A 21,364-nucleotide genomic window follows, 5' to 3' on the forward strand; every position below is an offset into this window, starting at 1 on the left:
TTTTAAATATTTTTATTTTTAAGGGGATAATAAATGAAATCGACTGCAACATTAGCCCGTGAAAACAACGTAAAATCAATGCGTTTAAATAATACGGATCGAGAAATTTTTGAAAACTATATGACTTATATTAGAGCAGATTTACGTGTAAATCCACATGATAGTGAACTCATGCTCAATCGTATTTTGAAGGAGTTACTTGCCGCAGAGAAGGATGGAACTTTAGCTCTTGAATTTTTCGATCATGATCCAAAAGCACATGCTAAAAAACAACTTAAATCCCTACCAAATGAAACAATTAAAAATATTGTTAAATCTATTTTTAGAAATTTTATCTTTTTAGTGGGTATATTCTTTTTCTTTAAAGGGTTTATCGGTTTTTTTATTCCTGATAATCATAATGAAGTATATTTATATACCTTTCCCATTACGCTCTTCATTGGTTTAGCTATTATATTTCTCTTTATTTTAGTCGTTTTTAAAACTGTTCAATTACAGTGTTTTAATAATTCGCATTGGATTTGGTGGTTTAATTACTGTATTATCGCATTACTAGTAGTAGCACTGTTTTATGTGTTTTTTATTCCACAGTCATTTTTGGCATATGGACCTAGTATTCGAATTAATAATTGGGCATTTATTATCATCTCTTTAATTATTACACCTATTGCTTTCTATATAGAACATCATTTTGTTGATGAAGATTCAAATACTGTGTTATAAAAATATTAAATAAGAGCCTAGAATATTATTCTCAGAAAAATAACAACTCATTGAGCTATATATAAACAAAATAATTATAAAAAAGACCCTTTTCCTATTATTTCAATAGAAGAAGTGGTCTCTTTCATTTGTCGAAGTATTTAATGTCCTAGACTTTTATTTTCATACATCATCATTTCTATTAATTATTGTATATTCATACTTGAAGATGTAAACGTTTGATCTTTAGTGAACCATATTAAAATCATCCCAATAAAAATAGATAAGGCAGAAACATAAAAAACGTTTTCTAATCCGACCCAATGACTCATTACGCCCCCTAATAAGTTTCCACATAATTGTCCTATTACCATTGCATTAGCAAATAAAGTCGAAGCATAACCAGGAAAGTCAGGTAATATATCTTGGAAATAACTAATACCCAGTCCTAATAAAATCGCTAAATAAAATGCTAAAAATACTTGTCCTATCATCATCATATATATATTTTCAAATATACCAATACTAAAATAGAATAGACCACCACTTATGGCTCCTAGTATAAGCAAAGTGCGTGTAGATAATTTGGATGCTAAAATCCCCAATATAACCATAAAAGGAACCTCTAAGCCGGCACATAAACTTGCTAAAGTACCTACATAACCTTCTCGTTCTTTCAAATATTCTGTAACGAATAATGGCATATTCATTGTATACATCCACTGACCAATATGTAGAAGTATAAAAGCAATAAATGGAATAAATAAAGTTTTATCTTTTAACATATTAGGTGCAGTTATTTCAATACTAGCAGTATCTTTAACTTGGTCGTTTATAGTCAGATTTAAATCCTTATAAAAGAATATTTGTAACAACAGTGTAAATAATAAAATGATAACCGTGCCGCCAAATAGCCCTGCATAACCCATAAATTGAATGAGGTATGCACCAATGAGTGGACCAAATAAAAAGCCAAAAGAGAACATTGATCTTAATACAGTATTAGCAAATTTCGCATTATTTCTTGATGAAGAGGCATTAATAGATTCTCTAGCGGATGCATATAATTGGGGCATTGCAGGGGCGAATAATCCTTGAAATATCGCATATACTATAATAAATAGCCATATATGATGTATGTAAAAATATATAGAAAAACTAAGTGCCCCCATAAATAGTGCGCAAATAATAAGTATTTTCCGATTAAGATGATGTGTATCTGAAAATCTAGCAACAATCGCATTTACAGTAAATTGACTTACTGCAGCCAAAGCCAAAAGCACACCAAACTGATTTGTCGACATTCCTAGTTCTTTTGTTGCGAATAAAACAAAGTATGGCACTGTAATGGCAATACCCATTCCTAAGAGCATCATATTAATAAGAAATAATTTATAGTTTTTAATATGCAATAGTGCTGAAAACATATACTATACCTCTATTCTTCTTTTAAATTGCAATATTGATTAACTATTATTTAGTAAAATTAAGCATTAAAGATACAAAAGTATCAACTTGTGGTAGTTGCAATATACTACTATCATAACTCATATACGTTGAGCGGATTAACGGAAGACCATCAATGTTGACTTTTTCAAATTCAAATACGTGATGATCAATATTCTTCATCATTATTTCTGGAAGAATAGTTACGCCTACACCACTTATTAGCATTTCTTTACATGTTGCCACTTGATCTACTGTAATGGTAGCATGATAATCTTGTCCAAATTTTTCACTATACCAATGATTAATTTGATTTATATATATTGGATCTGCTTGAAATTCAATAAATGGTAATTTTGAAACATCTTCATGACGTTCTTTTGGATAAATAAAATAATGTTCATCATCAAATAAATGGATATTTTTTAAATTCATTACTTTATTCCCTCTAGTAATTAAAAGGTGATAATCTCTATGATTAGACCTAATTTGCTCTGTTGAACCCACTTGAACCTGTATTTCTACATTAGGAAATTGTGTATTATACAAACTCAATACACGGGGCAATATTGTTTGTCCAATTAAAGATGAACATCCTATAGATATGGTTCCATTTACTTCCCCTATATGTGCTTGTATTTTGTCGAAAAACATTTTTTCTCGATTCAACATATCACGTGCATGTTCGATGATCATTGCACCTTCTGTAGTAGTAATCAATTGTTTTTTAGTACGAATAAATATTTCTACTCCAAACGCATGTTCAATTGTTTTTAAGCGTTGTGTGACTGCTGGTTGTGATATATATAAAATTTCAGCAGCTTTTCTTAACGTTTTCGTTTCATCTAATGTAATTAATAATTGATAATCTTCAATTTTCATAGCTTCCCCCTTATGTTTATCCACGAATACGGCTATGATGGTAAATAAAATTGATACTATTTCATTATTGTTTTAGTACTAAAGAAATATAATTACGCTTTCTTATGCTTATTTAATTTACCTATCATCTTTTTATAACAATGCATAATTCGATGATGTATCTCTGCAAAATTGTCATCAATCTCAATCATCAATTGATGCGCGATAATATAGGCTTCATGGAATTGTTTCTTCGTAATTTGTCCATTTTTCAAAGCTAGTTCTAAATCATGTTCATCTACTAACTCATATTCACCAGTAGATGGTAAAACCAGCACATCTAAAAATAAATCTAATGTTCTCGCGTTCCCTTTTTGAGTAATATTTTTAATGTTAATATCAAAATAGTACTCTAATGGATTCCCCTTATCATCAAACATTGCAGTAATACTATAGCGTTTTTTTTCCGGCAGAATTTGTAACCATTTATAGTTATTATCTACTACAACTACATTTTGATCGACCACCGTCACCTCTAAAGGCTCACGCACCTTTTTCATCGTGACCAAGCCAATAATACCTTTAAACCTATTATTATTTACCTTAACTTCTATGTAATCACGTTCAATTAGGCGACGCCAGTGACGTTTATCTATGTATTTAATTTTCACAAAGCCACCAACTCCTTGTCATTATTATATTAAACTAAGTAAACCATGTCATCTTATGGCATGTTTTATTACTTTTAACATATAAATTATTTAAATTTTCAATTTCATTTTACTATAACTATTAAATTTTTAGGTAAAATTGACAAAAACACTAAGTTTTGATAGTTTTATTCTATATTATCTGAAAATTCTAAATAAAAGGAGCATTTTTAATTATGACAGTTAGACCTTTTCGAGCAGATCACGTGGGAAGTTTATTACGTCCTAAGCGCCTAAAAGAAGCACGATTTAAATTTAATAATAACGAATTATCTTTAGATGAATTAACACGTATTGAAGATGAAGAAATCGAACGTATTATTGAAAAACAAATTGAGATTGGTTTACATAGCATTACAGATGGAGAATTTCGTAGAAGTTGGTGGCACTTTGATTTTCTAGAGAATATTAATGGCGTTGAAGGATATACTCCTGATCATGGATTAGAATTCGAAGGTGTAGAAACACGTGCACATAATGTGAGAATTGTGGACAAAGTATCATTTAATCCAAATCACCCACACTTTGAACACTTTAAGTTTTTATATAAAAAAGTGGCTGGTCGCGCAACTGCTAAAGTATCAATACCTAGTCCAAATCAATTGTTCCATCCTAATATTTTAAACGAAACGATTTATCCTAATATAGAAGATTTTGCAAATGATATTGCAAAAGTTTATCATGAGACGTTACAAGCATTTTATGACTTAGGAGCACGCTATATTCAATTAGATGACGTATACTGGGCTGGTTTAACTGACGGTACTCAAAAAGTGAGAGGTCGTCAACGCTCTGAAGATGAAAAACTAAAAGCACGTGATTTAGCCTATAAAGTGATTAATAAAGCTATCGAAGGACTACCAAATGATTTAATTCTGACTACTCATATTTGTCGTGGTAACTATAAATCAACTTGGGCAATTTCTGGAGGATATGAAGCCATCGCCCCTTATCTATTTAAAGAAAATTTAAATGGTTTCTTTTTAGAGTATGATGATGAACGTTCAGGTGATTTCGAACCGCTTCGTTTCTTTAATGACAATGCTTATGCAGTTCTAGGACTGATCACCTCTAAAACAGGTGAATTGGAAAATAAAGAAACAATTAAAAAAAGAATTAAAGAAGCAGAACAATATGTAAATATTGACCATATCTGTATTAGTCCACAATGTGGTTTTGCTTCTACAGAAGAAGGCAACGCTCTAACTGAACAAGAACAATGGAACAAATTAGCCTATGTTGTAGAATTAGCTAATGAACTTTTTGGCACTGCTGAATAGAAAATGGTCAGAAATGTTGTCCTCTATCTCTTTTTAAAATAAATCTTTTTAAAAAAGACACTTCATTAATGTAGTTATACTTAACTCGATTAATGAAGTGTCTAATTATTAATACTCAATGTTTTTCAATGCATATTTTTGAATCATTCGGCGATATTGTGGATATGCTTCTGTCAACTCATCTTGTGTGAATAATTCAAAATACTTAAATTCAAATGCAGGTTGACACATACAGCCTACTAAACTATAACCTTCCGAATGAGGTACACTCGAAGCAAAAATGGTTCCTTTGGGAACAACATATTGTAGTACTTCTCCATGGTCTACATTTGGACCTAACAAGACACTACGATATTGGCCATCTTCAGTTAACATATGTATCTCTAGTGATACACCAGCATGATAATACCATACTTCATCAGCATCTATACGATGAAAATGCGAAATATCATCTGCTTTTAATAAGAAAAGTATACTACTAAAAGATGCCCTTTCATCTTTCTTTACACCCTCCGGTCGAATAGTTTCTTTATAATATCCACCTTCTGGATGAGATTCCAAGTCTAACGATTGTATCCAAAACGAAGCCGTGTGTTTCACTATTTTAAGTCCACATTATGGAAAACATTTTGAACATCTTCTAAATCTTCAAGTGCATCAATAAGTTTTTCAAGTGTTGCTTGATCATCTGCTGAAAGTTCAATATCAGTCTGAGGTAACATTTCAAACTCTGCAATTTTAAAGTCTTCTACACCTGATTGACGTAGTGCCTCTTGTACTTGTGCAAATTGATCAGGTTCTGCATACACAATCGTCAAGCCATCTTCTTCAATAACGTCTCTTACATCTACATCTTGTTCCATCAATGTTTCTAGGACGTCATCGGCAGATTTTCCTTCGACACCAAACGTTGCAGTATGGTCAAACATATAAGCCACTGAACCAGATACACCCATATTACCACCATTTTTTCCAAATGCTGCTCTAACATCTGATGCTGTACGATTCACGTTATTAGTTAAGGCATCTACAATAAGCATAGAACCACTTGGACCAAATCCTTCATAACGTAGATGGTCATAATTTTCATCTCCACCGCCTTTAGCCTTATCGATGGCTCTATCTATAATATGATTTGGAACAGAATATGTTTTTGCTCTTTCTAGCACAAGTCTTAATGCTTGATTTGATTCAGGATCTGGCTCTCCTGATTTAGCTGCTACATAAATTTCTTTACCAAATTTTGCATATATTCTACTAGTATTTTTATCTTTTTGGGCTTTTTTTTCTTTAATATTATTCCATTTACGTCCCATATTGTCATCTCGCTTTCTTACTCAATAATACTTATTATATAGTATTAATAATTTATTGTCTAAATTGAAAAAAACGTTACTTCCTTATAAAAAATAAAATACTGACAAAGCATCCCCTTGTCAGTACTCTCCCAATTCATTTAGTTAATTATCTAAAAATCTTTCTACATCATTAAATAAAGCATTAAATTGATCAATATTAGATTTGTTCATATAGATAAAAATTTTACGTTCATCTTCTGTTGATCGAACTTTACTTAATTTCTCTTTTTCTATTAATCTGCGTATAGAAACAAGTAATTTTGTTCTACTTAATTCTAGTTCTTCAATTGCAACTTTTAAGAATGTTTGCATTAAAATTTGATCGTCTGCTGTGTATTCATAAGCTAATTTTAATAAAGCTAAATCATTTAAGGTTAGTTTGTATTCTTTCTCTATATATTCAGACAACGCTTTATATTGTTTATAGATTTTCAGCAAGCGATTTAATTCATCGTTACTCAAGCATTTGCACCTCCAATAAAAGCGAACAATTCAACATATATTATCCTTTAATTTTGGAGTTCTGTCTTTTGCATTTGTTTTGAATTTTTTGTTAAATTTACCAACAAACTCAAATATTATTGTGCAAAACTTTTTTGAGATGAAATTTATTATTTATATATCTCAATTATATAAAGCCCGTTATAATCAAGTTTAATTTGTAATGCCTCTTTATTAAAGTTGTGTTCTCTAATTTTAAAAGAAGGATGTAATAAACGATTTACTTTCTTCAAGAATGTTTTAGACCATTGATAACGATTACGTATGTCTTCAGTAATAATATGATTAATATTGCCGTTATAATCATCAATCTGTTGAATCTTTATAAGATGATTTTTATTTGTCTTATGTTTAAAATCTACATATATATCAGTTTTTTCATAATTAGCATTTCGTGATTCACTTTCTAGAACACGCCAATCATATATAAATAGTATGAATTTATTTTCTTTTTCAATTACTATATAATGATCTTTAATGTATTTTGGTTCCTGACTAAGCGTCATGATATGGGCCATCATTGTTCCTAATATTGTTTTAAAACCTTTTTCATCAAAAAGATGTAAAGCATTAAATTGATGACTATCCTGTCTAAAATTGAAACCAATACCGTCAAAGTGTTGAGCTGATTTAATATTTGTTTCTACAATTAACGGGGCACTACTATTTAAGTCATTATACTCACTATTTAAAAACACATGATTTTCAACGTTTAAAAATATTATTCTTTGATTTTCTAAATCAATGTGATTTAAAATTTCACGTATATTTTGATAATGTAATATATTCTTTACTAATAAACGATTATTACCTTCTATTAAATAGGGTTGATTTAGTTTTGAATTATCAATAAACAGAAATTGGAAATTCACTCTTTTAATTTGCGATTCTAAAGTTTTAAATAAAACTGGATTATTTAGCAATTTGCTAATTTCTAATCCAAAAGAAAACCGATTTGTTTTATGTTGTATTTTTAATATCATACGATAAATGGCTTTTAGATCAATCTTTTCTAAATCAAAAACAATACCTAATTCATGATTTACATTTACTTCAACTTGGTGTATTTCAAGATAATCTAATACATTTTCATATGTCATTTCAAGAAAGTTAATTAGGTTTAAATCCTCAAGTTTAAAACTTATATTTAGATTTTTTCTAATAATATATTCAAATATTCGCTGAAGTTCTTTAACAGTGAAGTGTTCTTTTATTTCCTTCATATCCACTCTTACATAAATCATTAATGATGGACTCTCGTCAAGATAATCTATATATTTCTCTAAAAATAACAGTTTTATTTCTTCAATCGTATTGATTTGTACTACACATTGATAAGGTTTGATAAACGTATCTAATTTTGCATCGAGATATATTTTATGTTCTGTTTTCTTTTGATAATAATATTGTTGTGACAGAATCATATCTCTTATATTTTGTAGACTATCATCAATATGAGTTTCATAATCCATAAAAATCATTTTTTCATATTTATTACATGATCTATACTCATTTGGTGTCATTCCCATATAACTTTTGAACGTTTTAGAATAACTTGATGCATTACTAAACCCTACTTTTTCGCTAATTAAACTAATCGTATCATCTGTTTTCAATAATAATTCAAATGAATTTGCAATCTTCAAAGTGTCTACATAAGTTTTAAAACTAATATTTAACAACTGTGTAAATTGTGATGATAAATTAGATTTAGATGTAAATAGATTAGATGAAACGTCTTTTAATGTTAATTTCTTTTCAATATTTTCATTAATATAGTCTAATACTTCACTTAACTCCCCATAATAAGCATAATTATATTGATCATTAGCAATATCTATTTCAACACTACCTTGTCTTCCAATAATTTGAACAATGTCAACTATGTATTTGTTATCTTCTGAAACAGATTTATGATTAATATGATTCATTGTTATCTGTAATAATGCTTTTTTTATTGCATTAATAGATTTAACTAAATTAATTGAATATTTATAATCAAAGAAATTAAATCCTTCTTCTTTAAACCAATCACTTGCAATATAAATCATTAATGTTTTCTCATTCTTATTAATTGAAAAAATATCTTTATTGTTTATAACGTAGAGATCATTATTAATCGTCACTTTTTTGGCAAAATGTTGAATTTCTAATGAACCTTCTATTGGGAACAGCAATATGATACCATCTTGACAACGTGTCATTTGATATTCATGCTTAGTAAGTACCTGAAAATACCCATTAGACATATACTAACCTCTTTCTAATCTTGGTAGTCCTTCTTTTAATGTGTTTATATAAAAATGCTAATTTATAAGTGTTTAAATGTAAATCTATCACAACATTAATACTAAATCAAAAATATGTATAAAATTAAATTAAGTCTGATTTTATATTAAATACATTTCATAATTATTTAAAAAAGATGCTCTATAATTGCCTTCTTACTTTAATAAAATAAACAGCTTAGACTACTCTTTATTTAAAATGTTTTGAAAACAATGTGAGAACATCTTTTCTAAATATTCAACTTATTATAAATATGAATGACTAGTTTTTAAAGCGGTTTGCTAAATTCAATATATCTTTAATGATGTTTAATAAATTAAGAAATAAATTAAACCCCATTTCTCTTGGCGTAAATCTACCATGTTTCATGCGATTAAAATCAAATAATGTATATAGTAAAAACAAGACTAAACTAACCATTGTAATAACGATATGGAATATTGAATTATGAATAAATAAGCCAACTAGACTAGCAATAATAAGGGCAATTAACGTTACAAATAAATATTTACCTAAGCTAGAAGCATCATGAATAACAAAATACCCCAATATTCCAAATACAATGAATGCTATAATGGCTAACAATATATTTTTATAAAAAACCTCTGCTCCTAAATTTTGCATATACATTGAAAATGTTGCATACGATAATAAACCAATAATAATAGCATAGATATGCGAAATAATAAGACCATATTTACGTGCTCTTTTAATAAATAACGTCGCTAATACAATGACAAATAATGTAATTGATAAAGGACGTCGCCATTCTACAGGCAAATATTGACCTAAATAACAGCCAATCCCAAAAATAAGCCAATAATATGTAAAAAATAGCCAAACTTTACGATATGCATGGTTTTGTCGAGTATTATCTTTTGAACGTACGCTCTGATGTTGATGATTTACTAAATTTGAAGAACTTGACATCTTATACTCCTCTTTTAAATAGTGTCTTACAAATATTGTACAATATTTGTTGGGAATACAAAAATAGTATAATTTATTTACTTTTAAGTAAGCGTCCTATCAAGAAAATATAAAAATTATTACAAGTTTAAATCATTAAACACAATTCAACCTACTTCTTACATGATACGTACTTGCTTCAATTTTACTATAAGAAATATTACAAATTTCTTTTTAAAAAAATTTAATTTTATCTAAATAAAACTGTTAAAGACTACTGTATCAAGGTTTTTATCTATTTACAAAAAATAGTATTACTTTTAATAATATTACAAGATAATAACAACCCACATATTCTTATATTTTTTTGATAGTATATGCGTGTGATATAAAAAGATGAATTATACAAATTTAACAATATTAAATTCTAAAAATAAATTTTAAAATTCAAGGAGGATACGTAGTTTGAAAAAGTTAGCTTTTACGTTGTCTATTGCGTCAGGCGCTGTAGCATTTTTCTCTCATCATGCTGAAGCATCAACACAATATACTGTTCAACCTGGAGATTCCTTATGGAGTATTGCAAACAAATACAATACGCCTGTTGATGAGCTTAAACGAAATAATCACTTAAATGGTAATTTAATTTTTCCAGGACAAGTACTAACTATTAATGGATCATCTACTACTACATCAAGTAGTTTATCAAGTAAGTCTTCTACTACTTATACTGTTCAATCTGGTGATTCACTTTCTCGTATCGCTAATAAATATGGAACTTCAGTTACTGACTTAATGAATGCAAATAATTTTTCAAATTATTTAATTTACCCTGGTCAAATATTAAAAATTCCAAGTAATTCAAGTACTACAAACTCATCGTCTACTACTGCTTCTCAAAGCACTGGTTATTCTTCACCAACCTTTAACCATCAAAATTTTTACACTGCTGGTCAATGTACGTGGTATGTATTTAATCGTCGCGCTCAAGCTGGATCACCCATTAGTACATATTGGTCTGATGCTAAGTATTGGACTTATAATGCTGCTTCAGATGGTTATATTGTTAATCATACCCCTACTGTTGGATCAATTATGCAATCGACTGCTGGGTATTATGGCCATGTAGCATATGTGGAGCGTGTGAATCCAGATGGTAGTATTCTAATTTCAGAAATGAATTATACATATGGGCCTTATAATACAGATACTCGTGTGATTCCTGCTTCATTAGTTTCTAGCTATAACTATATTCATTAATATGATTCAAACCACAAAATAAGCTTGAGACATGTTTATGTCTCAAGCTTATTTTGTGGTTAATTTACCTTAAAGAAAAATATTTAAAATCCAAAATATAATTGCTGCTAAAATAGCAGAAATTGGCAACGTAATAATCCATGTAATAATCATACGTTGAGCTGTATTCCACTTTACACCTTTTGCACGATTTGATGCACCTACACCTAAAATTGATGACGATACAACGTGTGTTGTAGATAATGGGAAGTGTAATGATGAAGCAACGAAAATCGTTAATGCTGAAGATAAATCAGCAGCTGCTCCATTAGCAGGTCGTATTTTCATTATATTTCCGCCTACTGTTTTAATAATTTTCCAACCACCAATTGCAGTTCCTAGACCCATTGCTGTGGCACAAGCAATTTTAACCCATAATGCCGGTTCCACATTCGTTGGATCTTGTAAATTCGCTACAATCAAGGCAAGAGTAATAATACCCATTGATTTTTGAGCATCATTTGTACCATGTGAAAACGATTGAAGCGCTGCAGTAAACATTTGGAAAAAGCGGAAATTACGATTTGCTCTCGTAAGATTCGCATTTTTAAAAACAATTTTAACAATTGTATACATGATAAAACCAACACAAAATGCGATAATTGGTGAAATAATTAATACAATGATAATCTTAGTAAAACCTTGATAATGTAATACTGTAAATCCCTGTGCAGCTATTGCAGCTCCAGCAATAGCACCGATTAAGGCATGCGATGAAGAACTTGGTATACCATATAACCAAGTCACCAAATTCCAAACAATAGCAGCGATAATAGCCGCTAATACTACTACTAGACCATTTTGTAATTTAAATGGATCTACGATATCTTTAGTAATTGTTCCAGCTACCCCTGTAAAAGTAAGTGCACCTATAAAGTTCATAACTGCAGCTAGAAAAATAGCTGTTCTTGGTGTCAATGCACGCGTAGAAACCGCAGTAGCAATTGCATTTGCTGTATCATGAAAGCCATTGATAAAGTCAAAGACTAGAGAAAATACAACGATAGCTATAGTGATGACTAATACATATTCCATAATTTAAAACTCCCTTAGCTATTTTTCATGATAATTGTTTCAAAGTTGTTAGCAACAGCTTGACATTTATCAGCGATATTTTCTAAGCTTTCGTAAATATCTTTAATTTTAATTAAAGTGATTGGATCTGTTTCACTATTAAAGATATGTTTAATTGATTGTCTTAATATACCATCACAATTTGTTTCAAACTCTTTAATATTAATTGAATGAATTCTCATGTGAGATAATTTTTTATCAACAAGTAAACCAACTGCTAATTTCATTTCAGCGACAGCTTTTTGAATATTGTCAACAAATTCAGCCATGTATTCATCAGTATATTCAATTGAATACATTTCAAACATTCCAGATGTTTCTTCCATTGCATCAAGTACATCATCGATTGCATTACACAATGATAGAATGTCTTCTCGTTCAATAGGAGTGATAAATGTTTGATTTAAGTCGCTAATGACCTTGTGCATAAGTTCGTCACCATGTGACTCGTACGTTTTAATGTTATCAGAATAAGCTTTTAAATCTAAATGGGTATTAAAATCCATTTTCCCGAATTCTACAGCTGCACGGTCCAGATTAAATACCATTTCTTCTAATTGAACCATAAACTTATCCTTTTTCTTAGTGAACATTATAATGCCTCCATTTTAGCGATTGCTATCAATCACACGTTTATTATTTAATTTAAGACAATTTAAAAATGAGCTACATTTACAATAGCTTATTTTAAAACATTATTTAGAAAGCTTTTGTAAAGTTTATGTAAATATAATGTTATACCAATTACGATACACTTCTACTTAACACCTAATTTGTCTCTAATTGAAAATATCATAATTTTTTCATCTCTACAATAAATTTACAAATTCTTTACAAACTCGAAATATTCTCTCTTAAATTGAGTGATTGATTGTTCGCTTAGAATGATTATAAGCAATAAATGCAAACATACTATATACTATTGTATAAATAATCATAACTATAAAAATGGACATTTGATTTGTAAATCCTATAAATTTCATAAATACAAGTGCTGCAAAATATGCATGCAGCAAAGCAATAGCCAAAGGTAGTCCAAAGTTAAACGCCACTTTCAATTTTAGACCTCTAGCCATGTCTTTTTGAGTAAAACCTAATTTACGTAATATTGAATAATTTTCTAATTCATCTTCAGTTTCATCAATTTGTTTAATATAGATAATACATCCAGTTGCTATAAGAAATGCAATACCTAAAAAAGAACTTACAAATAATAAAATTCCTGTTAAACTTGAAATTTCGCTTGCTATCTGACTTCTAGTTTTTAAATTCTGATTCATGTGATTGATAGTCTTTTCTAATTTAGGTATATCTTTTGTATGTTTTAAATCAAAACCATGTTGAGAAATGATGTCCTTATTTTTAACATGTTGTTTTATAAATTGATAATCCCCGTTATTAAGCACGAGTGTCGGTCCACCTAAATCTACACTCTCTTTAAAATAAACTTTATGAATCACTTTTTGAAGTTGAACTTTAGTATGATGTCGCTTCGTACCAATCATTGTTGTTCCGTGTGGCCGATGTTTAGTTAATTCAGGAATAACATCTTCTGGGATAATTAAATCTGCTTGTCCTTTTTTCAAAGAAATATTTGAAAAGTAATCTTCACTTGTTATAGTCACCGAATAAGGTCTAGCTGCATTTACATCAAATAGATGATCTTTATATAAATGCGTGTACACTACTTGCTTATAATTATAGTTATATGCAATATGCTGTTGCTCTAATTGATATTTTAACTTCTCGGACAAGGTGTCGTTGTTCGTTGTTACTTCATACGGTGATTCTAATAAAATTTCTTTACTTAAAGATCCTCGACTAATTGCTGCAAAACATAGGACAGATACAGTAATAGCAGAAATAATAGAAATGATTGTTAAAGAAAAAGCATTCTTTCTAATCCTAAACATTAATGAAGAAGTGAAAATAACATCATTTACAGTTACATTTCCACTTTTAAATGATTTAATTATTTTTAATATTAGAGACACTGAACTTCTAAAAAAGAAATAGGCTCCGATCACAGTTAAAAATAAAATAATGAAAGGTAATACGATATCATCTAATAATTCAACAAATCGTGTGGATAAATAATATCCTGCCAAAATGAAAACAATACCTAAAATTCCTAGAATAATTTCTCCAAATGTAATATGTTTACCTGTTTCATCTATATATTCTTCAGACTCCATTAATTGTGTAACAGAATATTTATTTAAGAAAATGATAGCTTGAAGAATAATTAAAATATATGCAACGATTAAAATAAATAAGGTTTGAATTATAGCGTCTACACTAAAAATAAGCGATACCGAAGTATGTATACCTAATAATTTCAATATAATCATAAGTAAAATTTTAGACCCAACAATCCCTATAATCATACCTAAAACTGCAGTGATCAAGAAAATAAACAATTGTTCTAACATAAACATATAAATAATACTTACTTTATTTAACCCCATAATCTGTAATAGTCCCAATTCGTAACTTCGTCTTTTAATAAAAAGAATATTGGTATACATAATAAAGACAACGATGATTATAAATAGAAAATAACTTCCTATTTTAGAACTCTCTCTAATAATAGATAAAGACTCATGTATATGGAGATGATGAACATATTTAATCGTAATAAAACTAAAATATAAAACAGTACTAATGACTAATGAAAACATATAAATAGCATAGTGCTTAATATTTCTTAGGAAATTTCTCCAAATAATATAGCTAAAACTCATAAACCTTGCCACCTAATATACTTTGGGCTCTTAATATTTCTTCATAAAATAATTGTTTATTATCTTGTCCTTGATAAATTTCAGTAAATATTAAGCCATCTTTCAACATTACAACACGATTAGAAAAACTTGCTGCAAGTGGATCGTGTGTAACCATGATAATAGTTACATCATAGATTTTATTTATTTTTTCAAAACGTATGAGTAAATCTCTAGTGTTCTTAGAGTCTAAAGCCCCTGTTGGTTCATCCGCAAAAATAATTTTAGGATATGTAATAAATGCACGCGCTGCAGATGTTCGTTGACGTTGTCCCCCTGAGATTTCAGACGGATATTTATCACTAATATCATATATATTAAGCGCTTCAGTAATTTGTCTATAACGTTTATTCATTTCTTCCTTATTTAATTTAAGTACTGATAAAGGCAACATAATATTTTCTTTTACAGTAAGTGTGTGTAATAAATTATATTCTTGAAAAATAAATCCAATATCTTTTTTTCTAATTTCTGATAGTTCCCTATTTGATAACTTTTCCAATTGTTTTCCATTTAGTATGACAGATCCTTGTGATAAATAATCTATTGAACTTAAAACATTAAGTAATGTTGTTTTACCAGAGCCAGAAGGTCCCATAATTGAAACAAACTCTCCTGTTTCAATGTTTAAATTAATACCTCTTAACACTTCTTGTATCGTTTGTTTTGTCCCATATGTTTTAACAATTTGCTTTGCTTGTAATATTGTCAATTTAGAATGCCCCTCACTATCATATATTTTAACTATTGAATGATATAGATGAACCTGAGACGTCATTATAAAGTCTCAGGCTTCACCCAATGTTCTACTCACTTATGACACTAAAATGATATTTCCATACGCTTAATTTATGTATTTACTTTAAATATTATATAAGTTTTAGTTCAAACTTTTTATAGTAAAGTCCAATATCTTATTTCTATAAAGCGAACAATTATACTTATACTCTATTTTAACAACACTATTATGATAGACTTAATTTCTCTTGTGACATTCTTTCTATGACTTCGTTTTGAATAGGGAACGTTAAAATAAATGTTGTTCCTTCTCCCACCGTCGACTCGACCTCTACTTCAATACCTAATGGATGTCTTACACTTTCTACTAAGTATAAACCAATTCCAGAAGAAGTTGTTTCATTACGATTTGCGGTAGAAGTATAGCCTCTTTCAAAGATACGTGGTAAATCTTTAGCGCTAATCCCACGTCCATAATCAGTAATTTCTAAAGCGATATGGTCTTTTTTAGCTAACGATCGAATAACAATATCTTTTCCTTGAGAATATTTCAAAGAATTAGATAAAATCTGTCTAATCATCATGCGACACCATTTTACATCTGTAAATACTTCTGGATTCGTATCAAATTCTAATTCATAGCCAATACCTTTAACTTGACTGATATGACGAGTAAGTTGAATTTCTTCTATCACTAAACGTTTTAATGGTACTTTTTCGAAATACATATCTCTATTTTTAGATTCAAGACGTGTTAAATAAAGTTGCTTGTCTAATAATTCATTCACTCTTGACCATTCATAAAGTAAGGCTTTCTTACGTTCCATATCTTCAGCTTGATCAATTAATAATTTCATTGCTGTAACAGGTGTTTTAATATCGTGAACAAATTCAGTTAACGATTGTTCCGACGCTTGTATATGAATTTGTTGTTCAGTAGCTCTTTCTTTGTGAAACAATAATTTACGATATAAATAGTCCACCATTTCTTGTTGAAATGGATTCTCAGCTAATTCTTTGTGTTTAATTTCTTCGATTTCCTTATTATTATAAAAATGTTGATATAATTTTACTTCTCTTAAAAAAGTAAAAACAAGAAATATACAAGTCAAACCTATATTTAATAGGACAATGTATGCTACACTTTCAATTGCCATATCATAGTCTATATATGCCATCCCTAAAAATACAAACTGTAAAAATATAATCCAAAATATCCAATTACTTCGTGTTTTAAGAAATAGCCAAAACCATTTCACATTACTCATGTGCCATATATCCTTTACCTACTTTTGTTTCAATTTCTGTTTCCATACCGATCTCAGATAATTTTTTTCGTAATCGATTTACATTGACTGTTAATGTGTTATCACTAACAAACGCTTCGTCATCCCATAACGCTGTAATTAATGTATCTCTAGTCACAATTTGATTTTGTTTTTGAATTAACATTTCTAAAATAATCATTTCAGTTTTAGATAAATAAATGATTTTATCGCCTTTTTGAATACTATCTTTTGAAAGATCGACTAGTGCATCTTGCCAATTTAATGTACGTCTTTCTTCTACGCCAAATTGATATACGCGTCGATAAATTGCTTGTAACTTCGCAATTAGTACGTTGGTATGAAAAGGCTTTTGCATATAATCATCTGCACCTAATTCCATACTCATCACTTGATCCATAGGATTATCACGTGACGATAAAAATAAAATAGGCACATTAGACACTTGTCTAATTTGACGACACCAATAGAATCCGTCATATTTAGGTAATTGCACATCCATTATAACGATTTCTGGCTGAACATTATGATATGTTTCCATTACGTTACTAAAATCATTGACACCATAAACAAAAAAATCCCAATTTTCTAATTCTTTCTTTAGTTGTTGAAAAAGCGTCTGATCATCTTCTACTAATAATATTTGCATATGTTTTCATCCTATCACTTTGTATATTTCATTTTTTCTCCTGATTGCATACGTCCATTGAAATGCCTAATACGACAATCAATTTCAAACCCTCTCATAATTAAACTTTGTACGGGAGCTTGAAAAAAATAATAGAGTGGCCATAACAATTTAGGAATATAATCATATAGTTGAACAATTACTAAACGCGTTCCTTTAATTTGACGAAATTCCAATTTCCCTTGTTTTTTAGAACGTTTTTTTATAATTGAACCGCCTACTAAATTAAATGTAATTAAACGATTATCATTTACTTCTTTTTTCATTACTAATAGAGGCTTACACTCGTTACGAGCATATATTATATATCGATTTTCTATATATTTCGTGTGTAAAAATGTACCACGTGTATCATTCAGCCATTTAAAAAAATAAGCGACTAATTGTTCTAAAGACCATTTTCTAGGTAATATCATTCTTAATGCTGACCGTATATCATTATACTTAGACGCTTGTAACTCAACATTAATATGAGAGCGCTTGATATAGATCTCAGTCGTTTCAACAGGAACACCATAGTTTTTTAAACACTGTATTGTCTCACTATCAAAGCGATTACCTCTTACGTACAAAATTTTATTTATTCCTTGTTGTGCTGCTGCCCTTGCAAAATTATCGGCTGCAATGAGATTTAAATCACGTGCAGTTGCTTGAGTAAGCTTGGCAGAATTTTTATTAGGATCTAAATAAAATACCGCAATATTCATACCTGACATTGCTGATTTAACATCTTCATAATTATAAATATCTTTTTTTAGCCATGTTATATTACGATTAACCTCTTTTTTTGTATTTGGATATTTAGATAAAGCAAACAAATTTGCATCATTTTCTATCGCACTGCTAATATTCTTACCTATATAACCACTACCACCCGCTAACAATACATTAGGTTTCATTATTCTGTTACTCCTTTTTAAAATTCTAAATATGTATATTTTTTAAATAATTGGTATAATATATGTTATATTACTATCTCAGGAGGAAGCCGAATGGCTCATATTATTCGTGAAATTAGTATAAAAGATACTGAAGCTTTGACAACATTATTAGCTAAAATATATGATGAATCTGACTATACACTTTATAATCCTGGAGAATTTAACCCTAGTGTGTCTTCTATTAGTAACCTTCTAGAGCGTATCATCACTTCTCCGAGAAATACCATCTATGTAGCTGAAGAAGATGATCAACTCGTTGGATATATATTCGTCACTACTGAAAAATACGAACGTACACAACATGAAGCAGTTATTACACTTGGCGTTACTAAATTGTATCAAAAAAAAGGTATTGGACTTGCTTTAATTAATGCTGTTGAAGCTTGGGCTCTTAACCATAATATTAAACGTCTTCAAGCTTCAGTTGTTCCTGAAAATACACACGCAATCATGCTACTTAAAGGCGCTGGATTTAATATTGAAGGCGAACTTAAAAATAAGTTACTGATCAACAATCAATATTTTAATAAATATATTATGGCTAAATTACTACTTTAATTACAATATGTATTATACGCTACGTTCAAAATGCAAAAAAGCAATTCGTGTTAATTACACGAATTGCTTTAGACTGTCTATGAGTTATTTAACTTTGTAGGCAGTTTTTTTATGGAATATTTATTTTATCAATTTTAAGCAATGTGATCTTTGTTATCACTTTTACGTAAATAATATTTAATAAGCACTGCTACTACAATAAATAATCCAACTACGCCCATAATGTTATATAAGAAGTTGATTAAATCTGCAAAACCAACGAAACTTAAAATAAAGGCTGCAATCATCATAATAATAATAAATATATGATATTTTTTACTGTATGGCTCAGTGAAACGTGCAGCAAACGAATAAGTCAATCCTAAAATAGTATTATACATTACTGCTAACATAATCACTGTTAAAACTAATCCAAGCCATGGATGAATTTCATTCGCCAATTTTAAAGTTGGAATTTGTTCATTTTTAATTTGTGGATATTCTGATTGTAGTGCAAAGTTAATCAATGCAAGTAAAACAGTATACACTACACCGCCAAATAAAGCACCGGCACCAGATACTTGACGTTTAGATGCATCTCCACCAATCGCTACAACCGTACTAAATCCTACAGCAAAAGCTAATCCACCGTACATTAATCCTCTAATAATACCTAAGAATAAACTTGGGTGATCTACTGTACTATTAACTTTACTGATAGAGATACTTCCAGCAAATAGATAATATATAGCAATAAGAACTACCATGACAATCAAGAATGGTGTAACGAAACCTAACGCTCTTACGATCTTATTAAAGTCTAATAATAATGTTAAATAAATAATGACTGTCATAATTAACGCGCCAAGCCATGTAGGTATACCAAAGCTTTCTTCGAACGTTGCGCCTGAACCTGCAATCATTGTTACAGCAATTCCAAATAAGAAAAAGACTAGAATATAATCAAAGATTTTACTAAATTTTTCACCAAATAAATATTGTAATGTTGATTCATGATTTGTTGCTTCAAAAGCCGTTCCAATTTTAGCGACTTGTCGCCCTATAAATCCTAAAATTAATCCTGATATTAACACGCCAATATATGACCATAGACCATAAGGCGTGAAGAATTGCATTACTTCTTGCCCTGTAGAGAATCCTGCGCCTACTACAATCCCCACATAGGCAAAACCTATTTTTATAGATTCTTTATTCAACCCCATGTATTGATTAACCTCCTTATTTTTGACACATTCAAAATTATAACGTACTAATAATAATATGCAACAGTGCATAAACGTTGCGAGACAACGCTTATCCCTTCTAAGTACTAGTGTTAATACTCTTACAAACAATTTAAAAATTTTAATATTTATAATAATTTGTCACAAAAATTATATTTGAGTTACTAAGTAAAATATTATTAAAAAAAGTTAGATAAACTGAATAACCATGGCTATTCATTATCTAACTCTCTTATTTCACTATATTATTTTATTTTGAACTTCCAAATTTCTTTAATTCATCAAAATTGACTATAACATTATCCATGCGTTTAGCTGAATCTTTTAACACATTTCTTGCTACATGATTATTAGGATCTAATTTTAAAATTTGTTTAGCTACTTTAAACGCTTCAGAATCTGAAATAATTGGGTCGGGTATAGCATATAATAATAGCATTTGAAGCAAACTTTTTATTTCCTTACCATTTGTTAACTGAATAGAAGCATCTGCATGATAATATGCCGCTTCTAAAGCGCCTTCTACTTCACTCAAAGGATAGACTAATAATAAAAATGCTAAATCATGTAATTCTGCTGTTTCATTATCCTTCATCATATCTAATATACAAGTATAAAACATAATGTTTTCTTGTTCATGAGCACATGATATATACACTTCTTCGAATTCCATAAAATCAATATTGGACATTATATTTTTAATTTCTTCAAATTTGCC

21 protein-coding genes are annotated in these 21,364 nt (G+C 29.3%); 4 read left to right on the forward strand and 17 right to left on the reverse strand.

Annotation, left to right across the window (positions count from 1 at the left end; translation table 11 throughout):
- Window positions 1–33 precede the first annotated feature (33 nt).
- Window positions 34–723 carry a DUF1129 family protein gene (locus BDW25_RS07915; protein ID WP_002455652.1) on the forward strand — a complete coding sequence of 230 codons (690 nt, stop codon included), beginning with the start codon at window positions 34–36 and terminating at the stop codon, window positions 721–723.
- A 185-nt stretch (window positions 724–908) separates the two neighbouring features.
- Here the strand turns inward: BDW25_RS07915 and BDW25_RS07920 are convergent, their stop codons facing one another.
- The 3 genes from BDW25_RS07920 to BDW25_RS07930 all read right to left on the reverse strand — a co-directional run bounded on the left by BDW25_RS07920 (window position 909) and on the right by BDW25_RS07930 (window position 3,680).
- Window positions 909–2,129 carry a sugar efflux transporter gene (locus tag BDW25_RS07920; RefSeq protein WP_002449565.1) on the reverse strand — a complete coding sequence of 407 codons (1,221 nt, stop codon included), beginning with the start codon at window positions 2,127–2,129 and terminating at the stop codon, window positions 909–911.
- A 46-nt stretch (window positions 2,130–2,175) separates the two neighbouring features.
- A complete protein-coding gene (locus BDW25_RS07925) occupies window positions 2,176–3,030 on the reverse strand; it encodes a LysR family transcriptional regulator (protein WP_049418600.1) in 855 nt (284 codons plus the stop codon).
- Window positions 3,031–3,122: 92 nt separating this feature from the next.
- Window positions 3,123–3,680: a ribonuclease FAU-1 family protein gene (locus tag BDW25_RS07930; protein WP_002449585.1), complete on the reverse strand. Its 558-nt coding sequence runs from the start codon at window positions 3,678–3,680 to the stop codon at window positions 3,123–3,125.
- Between the two features lie 215 nt (window positions 3,681–3,895).
- Here BDW25_RS07930 and BDW25_RS07935 point away from each other — a divergent pair, with 215 nt between their 5' ends.
- On the forward strand, window positions 3,896–4,999 hold the full coding sequence (locus tag BDW25_RS07935; protein ID WP_049418598.1) for a 5-methyltetrahydropteroyltriglutamate--homocysteine S-methyltransferase: 1,104 nt from the start codon (window positions 3,896–3,898) through the stop codon (window positions 4,997–4,999).
- A 108-nt stretch (window positions 5,000–5,107) separates the two neighbouring features.
- On the opposite strand, the gene BDW25_RS07940 is transcribed toward BDW25_RS07935, so the two are convergent.
- The 5 genes from BDW25_RS07940 to BDW25_RS07960 form a co-directional block, all read right to left on the reverse strand.
- The gene (locus BDW25_RS07940; protein ID WP_049335017.1) at window positions 5,108–5,599 is read right to left on the reverse strand and encodes a cupin domain-containing protein; all 492 of its coding nucleotides are present in this window, start codon (window positions 5,597–5,599) and stop codon (window positions 5,108–5,110) included.
- Window positions 5,599–6,315, reverse strand: coding sequence for a YebC/PmpR family DNA-binding transcriptional regulator (locus tag BDW25_RS07945; protein ID WP_002455657.1), 717 nt, complete (start codon window positions 6,313–6,315; stop codon window positions 5,599–5,601). The genes BDW25_RS07940 and BDW25_RS07945 overlap by 1 nt, the downstream gene beginning before the upstream one ends.
- Window positions 6,316–6,459: 144 nt before the next feature.
- Entirely contained in the window at window positions 6,460–6,819 is a 360-nt protein-coding gene (locus BDW25_RS07950) for a transcriptional regulator, SarA/Rot family (protein WP_002449574.1), read from the reverse strand.
- A gap of 149 nt (window positions 6,820–6,968) precedes the next feature.
- Window positions 6,969–9,107, reverse strand: coding sequence for a helix-turn-helix transcriptional regulator (locus tag BDW25_RS07955; protein WP_133945346.1), 2,139 nt, complete (start codon window positions 9,105–9,107; stop codon window positions 6,969–6,971).
- Between the two features lie 301 nt (window positions 9,108–9,408).
- Window positions 9,409–10,077 (reverse strand): Bax inhibitor-1/YccA family protein, encoded by a 669-nt coding sequence (locus BDW25_RS07960; protein ID WP_049418595.1) that lies wholly within the window; start codon window positions 10,075–10,077, stop codon window positions 9,409–9,411.
- Window positions 10,078–10,521: 444 nt separating this feature from the next.
- Here BDW25_RS07960 and BDW25_RS07965 point away from each other — a divergent pair, with 444 nt between their 5' ends.
- On the forward strand, window positions 10,522–11,316 hold the full coding sequence (locus tag BDW25_RS07965) for a LysM peptidoglycan-binding domain-containing protein (protein ID WP_133945348.1): 795 nt from the start codon (window positions 10,522–10,524) through the stop codon (window positions 11,314–11,316).
- A gap of 69 nt (window positions 11,317–11,385) precedes the next feature.
- Here the strand turns inward: BDW25_RS07965 and BDW25_RS07970 are convergent, their stop codons facing one another.
- The 7 genes from BDW25_RS07970 to BDW25_RS08000 all read right to left on the reverse strand — a co-directional run bounded on the left by BDW25_RS07970 (window position 11,386) and on the right by BDW25_RS08000 (window position 18,823).
- Window positions 11,386–12,390 carry an inorganic phosphate transporter gene (locus BDW25_RS07970; protein WP_002449135.1) on the reverse strand — a complete coding sequence of 335 codons (1,005 nt, stop codon included), beginning with the start codon at window positions 12,388–12,390 and terminating at the stop codon, window positions 11,386–11,388.
- Window positions 12,391–12,404: 14 nt separating this feature from the next.
- Window positions 12,405–13,022, reverse strand: a complete 618-nt coding sequence (locus BDW25_RS07975; RefSeq protein WP_002449132.1) for a DUF47 domain-containing protein — start codon at window positions 13,020–13,022, stop codon at window positions 12,405–12,407.
- A gap of 261 nt (window positions 13,023–13,283) precedes the next feature.
- On the reverse strand, window positions 13,284–15,173 hold the full coding sequence (locus BDW25_RS07980) for an FtsX-like permease family protein (RefSeq protein WP_133945350.1): 1,890 nt from the start codon (window positions 15,171–15,173) through the stop codon (window positions 13,284–13,286).
- Complete coding sequence (locus BDW25_RS07985) at window positions 15,163–15,924, reverse strand: ABC transporter ATP-binding protein (protein WP_133945352.1); 762 nt, start codon at window positions 15,922–15,924, stop codon at window positions 15,163–15,165. The genes BDW25_RS07980 and BDW25_RS07985 overlap by 11 nt, the downstream gene beginning before the upstream one ends.
- Before the next feature lie 253 nt (window positions 15,925–16,177).
- Window positions 16,178–17,218 (reverse strand): sensor histidine kinase, encoded by a 1,041-nt coding sequence (locus tag BDW25_RS07990; RefSeq protein WP_002449136.1) that lies wholly within the window; start codon window positions 17,216–17,218, stop codon window positions 16,178–16,180.
- A complete protein-coding gene (gene graR, locus BDW25_RS07995; protein WP_002455663.1) occupies window positions 17,211–17,885 on the reverse strand; it encodes a response regulator transcription factor GraR/ApsR in 675 nt (224 codons plus the stop codon). The genes BDW25_RS07990 and graR overlap by 8 nt, the downstream gene beginning before the upstream one ends.
- A 14-nt stretch (window positions 17,886–17,899) precedes the next feature.
- Entirely contained in the window at window positions 17,900–18,823 is a 924-nt protein-coding gene (locus tag BDW25_RS08000; protein ID WP_133945354.1) for an NAD(P)H-binding protein, read from the reverse strand.
- Between the two features lie 93 nt (window positions 18,824–18,916).
- Between BDW25_RS08000 and BDW25_RS08005 the strand changes: the two genes are divergently transcribed.
- Window positions 18,917–19,423, forward strand: coding sequence for a GNAT family N-acetyltransferase (locus BDW25_RS08005; RefSeq protein WP_087436599.1), 507 nt, complete (start codon window positions 18,917–18,919; stop codon window positions 19,421–19,423).
- A 134-nt stretch (window positions 19,424–19,557) separates the two neighbouring features.
- On the opposite strand, the gene BDW25_RS08010 is transcribed toward BDW25_RS08005, so the two are convergent.
- Window positions 19,558–20,625 carry a YkvI family membrane protein gene (locus tag BDW25_RS08010; protein ID WP_002455666.1) on the reverse strand — a complete coding sequence of 356 codons (1,068 nt, stop codon included), beginning with the start codon at window positions 20,623–20,625 and terminating at the stop codon, window positions 19,558–19,560.
- Window positions 20,626–20,896: 271 nt separating this feature from the next.
- Window positions 20,897–21,337, reverse strand: a complete 441-nt coding sequence (locus BDW25_RS08015) for a hypothetical protein (RefSeq protein ID WP_227967701.1) — start codon at window positions 21,335–21,337, stop codon at window positions 20,897–20,899.
- Window positions 21,338–21,364: the final 27 nt, after the last annotated feature.

Source organism: Staphylococcus sp. AtDRG32 (assembly GCF_004365845.1).
GTDB lineage: Bacteria > Bacillota > Bacilli > Staphylococcales > Staphylococcaceae > Staphylococcus > Staphylococcus hominis.

Bases quoted from the DNA above. Each gene is read 5' to 3' on its own strand.
- BDW25_RS07980 (WP_133945350.1), bottom strand. From the start codon at position 15,173: ATGAGTTTTAGCTATATTATTTGGAGAAATTTCCTAAGAAATATTAAG.
- BDW25_RS07960 (WP_049418595.1), bottom strand. From the start codon at position 10,077: ATGTCAAGTTCTTCAAATTTAGTAAATCATCAACATCAGAGCGTACGT.
- graR (WP_002455663.1), bottom strand. From the start codon at position 17,885: ATGCAAATATTATTAGTAGAAGATGATCAGACGCTTTTTCAACAACTA.
- BDW25_RS07990 (WP_002449136.1), bottom strand. From the start codon at position 17,218: ATGAGTAATGTGAAATGGTTTTGGCTATTTCTTAAAACACGAAGTAAT.
- BDW25_RS07915 (WP_002455652.1), top strand. From the start codon at position 34: ATGAAATCGACTGCAACATTAGCCCGTGAAAACAACGTAAAATCAATG.
- BDW25_RS07970 (WP_002449135.1), bottom strand. From the start codon at position 12,390: ATGGAATATGTATTAGTCATCACTATAGCTATCGTTGTATTTTCTCTA.
- BDW25_RS07920 (WP_002449565.1), bottom strand. From the start codon at position 2,129: ATGTTTTCAGCACTATTGCATATTAAAAACTATAAATTATTTCTTATT.
- BDW25_RS08010 (WP_002455666.1), bottom strand. From the start codon at position 20,625: ATGGGGTTGAATAAAGAATCTATAAAAATAGGTTTTGCCTATGTGGGG.
- BDW25_RS07945 (WP_002455657.1), bottom strand. From the start codon at position 6,315: ATGGGACGTAAATGGAATAATATTAAAGAAAAAAAAGCCCAAAAAGAT.
- BDW25_RS07935 (WP_049418598.1), top strand. From the start codon at position 3,896: ATGACAGTTAGACCTTTTCGAGCAGATCACGTGGGAAGTTTATTACGT.
- BDW25_RS07975 (WP_002449132.1), bottom strand. From the start codon at position 13,022: ATGTTCACTAAGAAAAAGGATAAGTTTATGGTTCAATTAGAAGAAATG.
- BDW25_RS07955 (WP_133945346.1), bottom strand. From the start codon at position 9,107: ATGTCTAATGGGTATTTTCAGGTACTTACTAAGCATGAATATCAAATG.
- BDW25_RS08015 (WP_227967701.1), bottom strand. From the start codon at position 21,337: ATGTCCAATATTGATTTTATGGAATTCGAAGAAGTGTATATATCATGT.
- BDW25_RS08005 (WP_087436599.1), top strand. From the start codon at position 18,917: ATGGCTCATATTATTCGTGAAATTAGTATAAAAGATACTGAAGCTTTG.
- BDW25_RS08000 (WP_133945354.1), bottom strand. From the start codon at position 18,823: ATGAAACCTAATGTATTGTTAGCGGGTGGTAGTGGTTATATAGGTAAG.
- BDW25_RS07925 (WP_049418600.1), bottom strand. From the start codon at position 3,030: ATGAAAATTGAAGATTATCAATTATTAATTACATTAGATGAAACGAAA.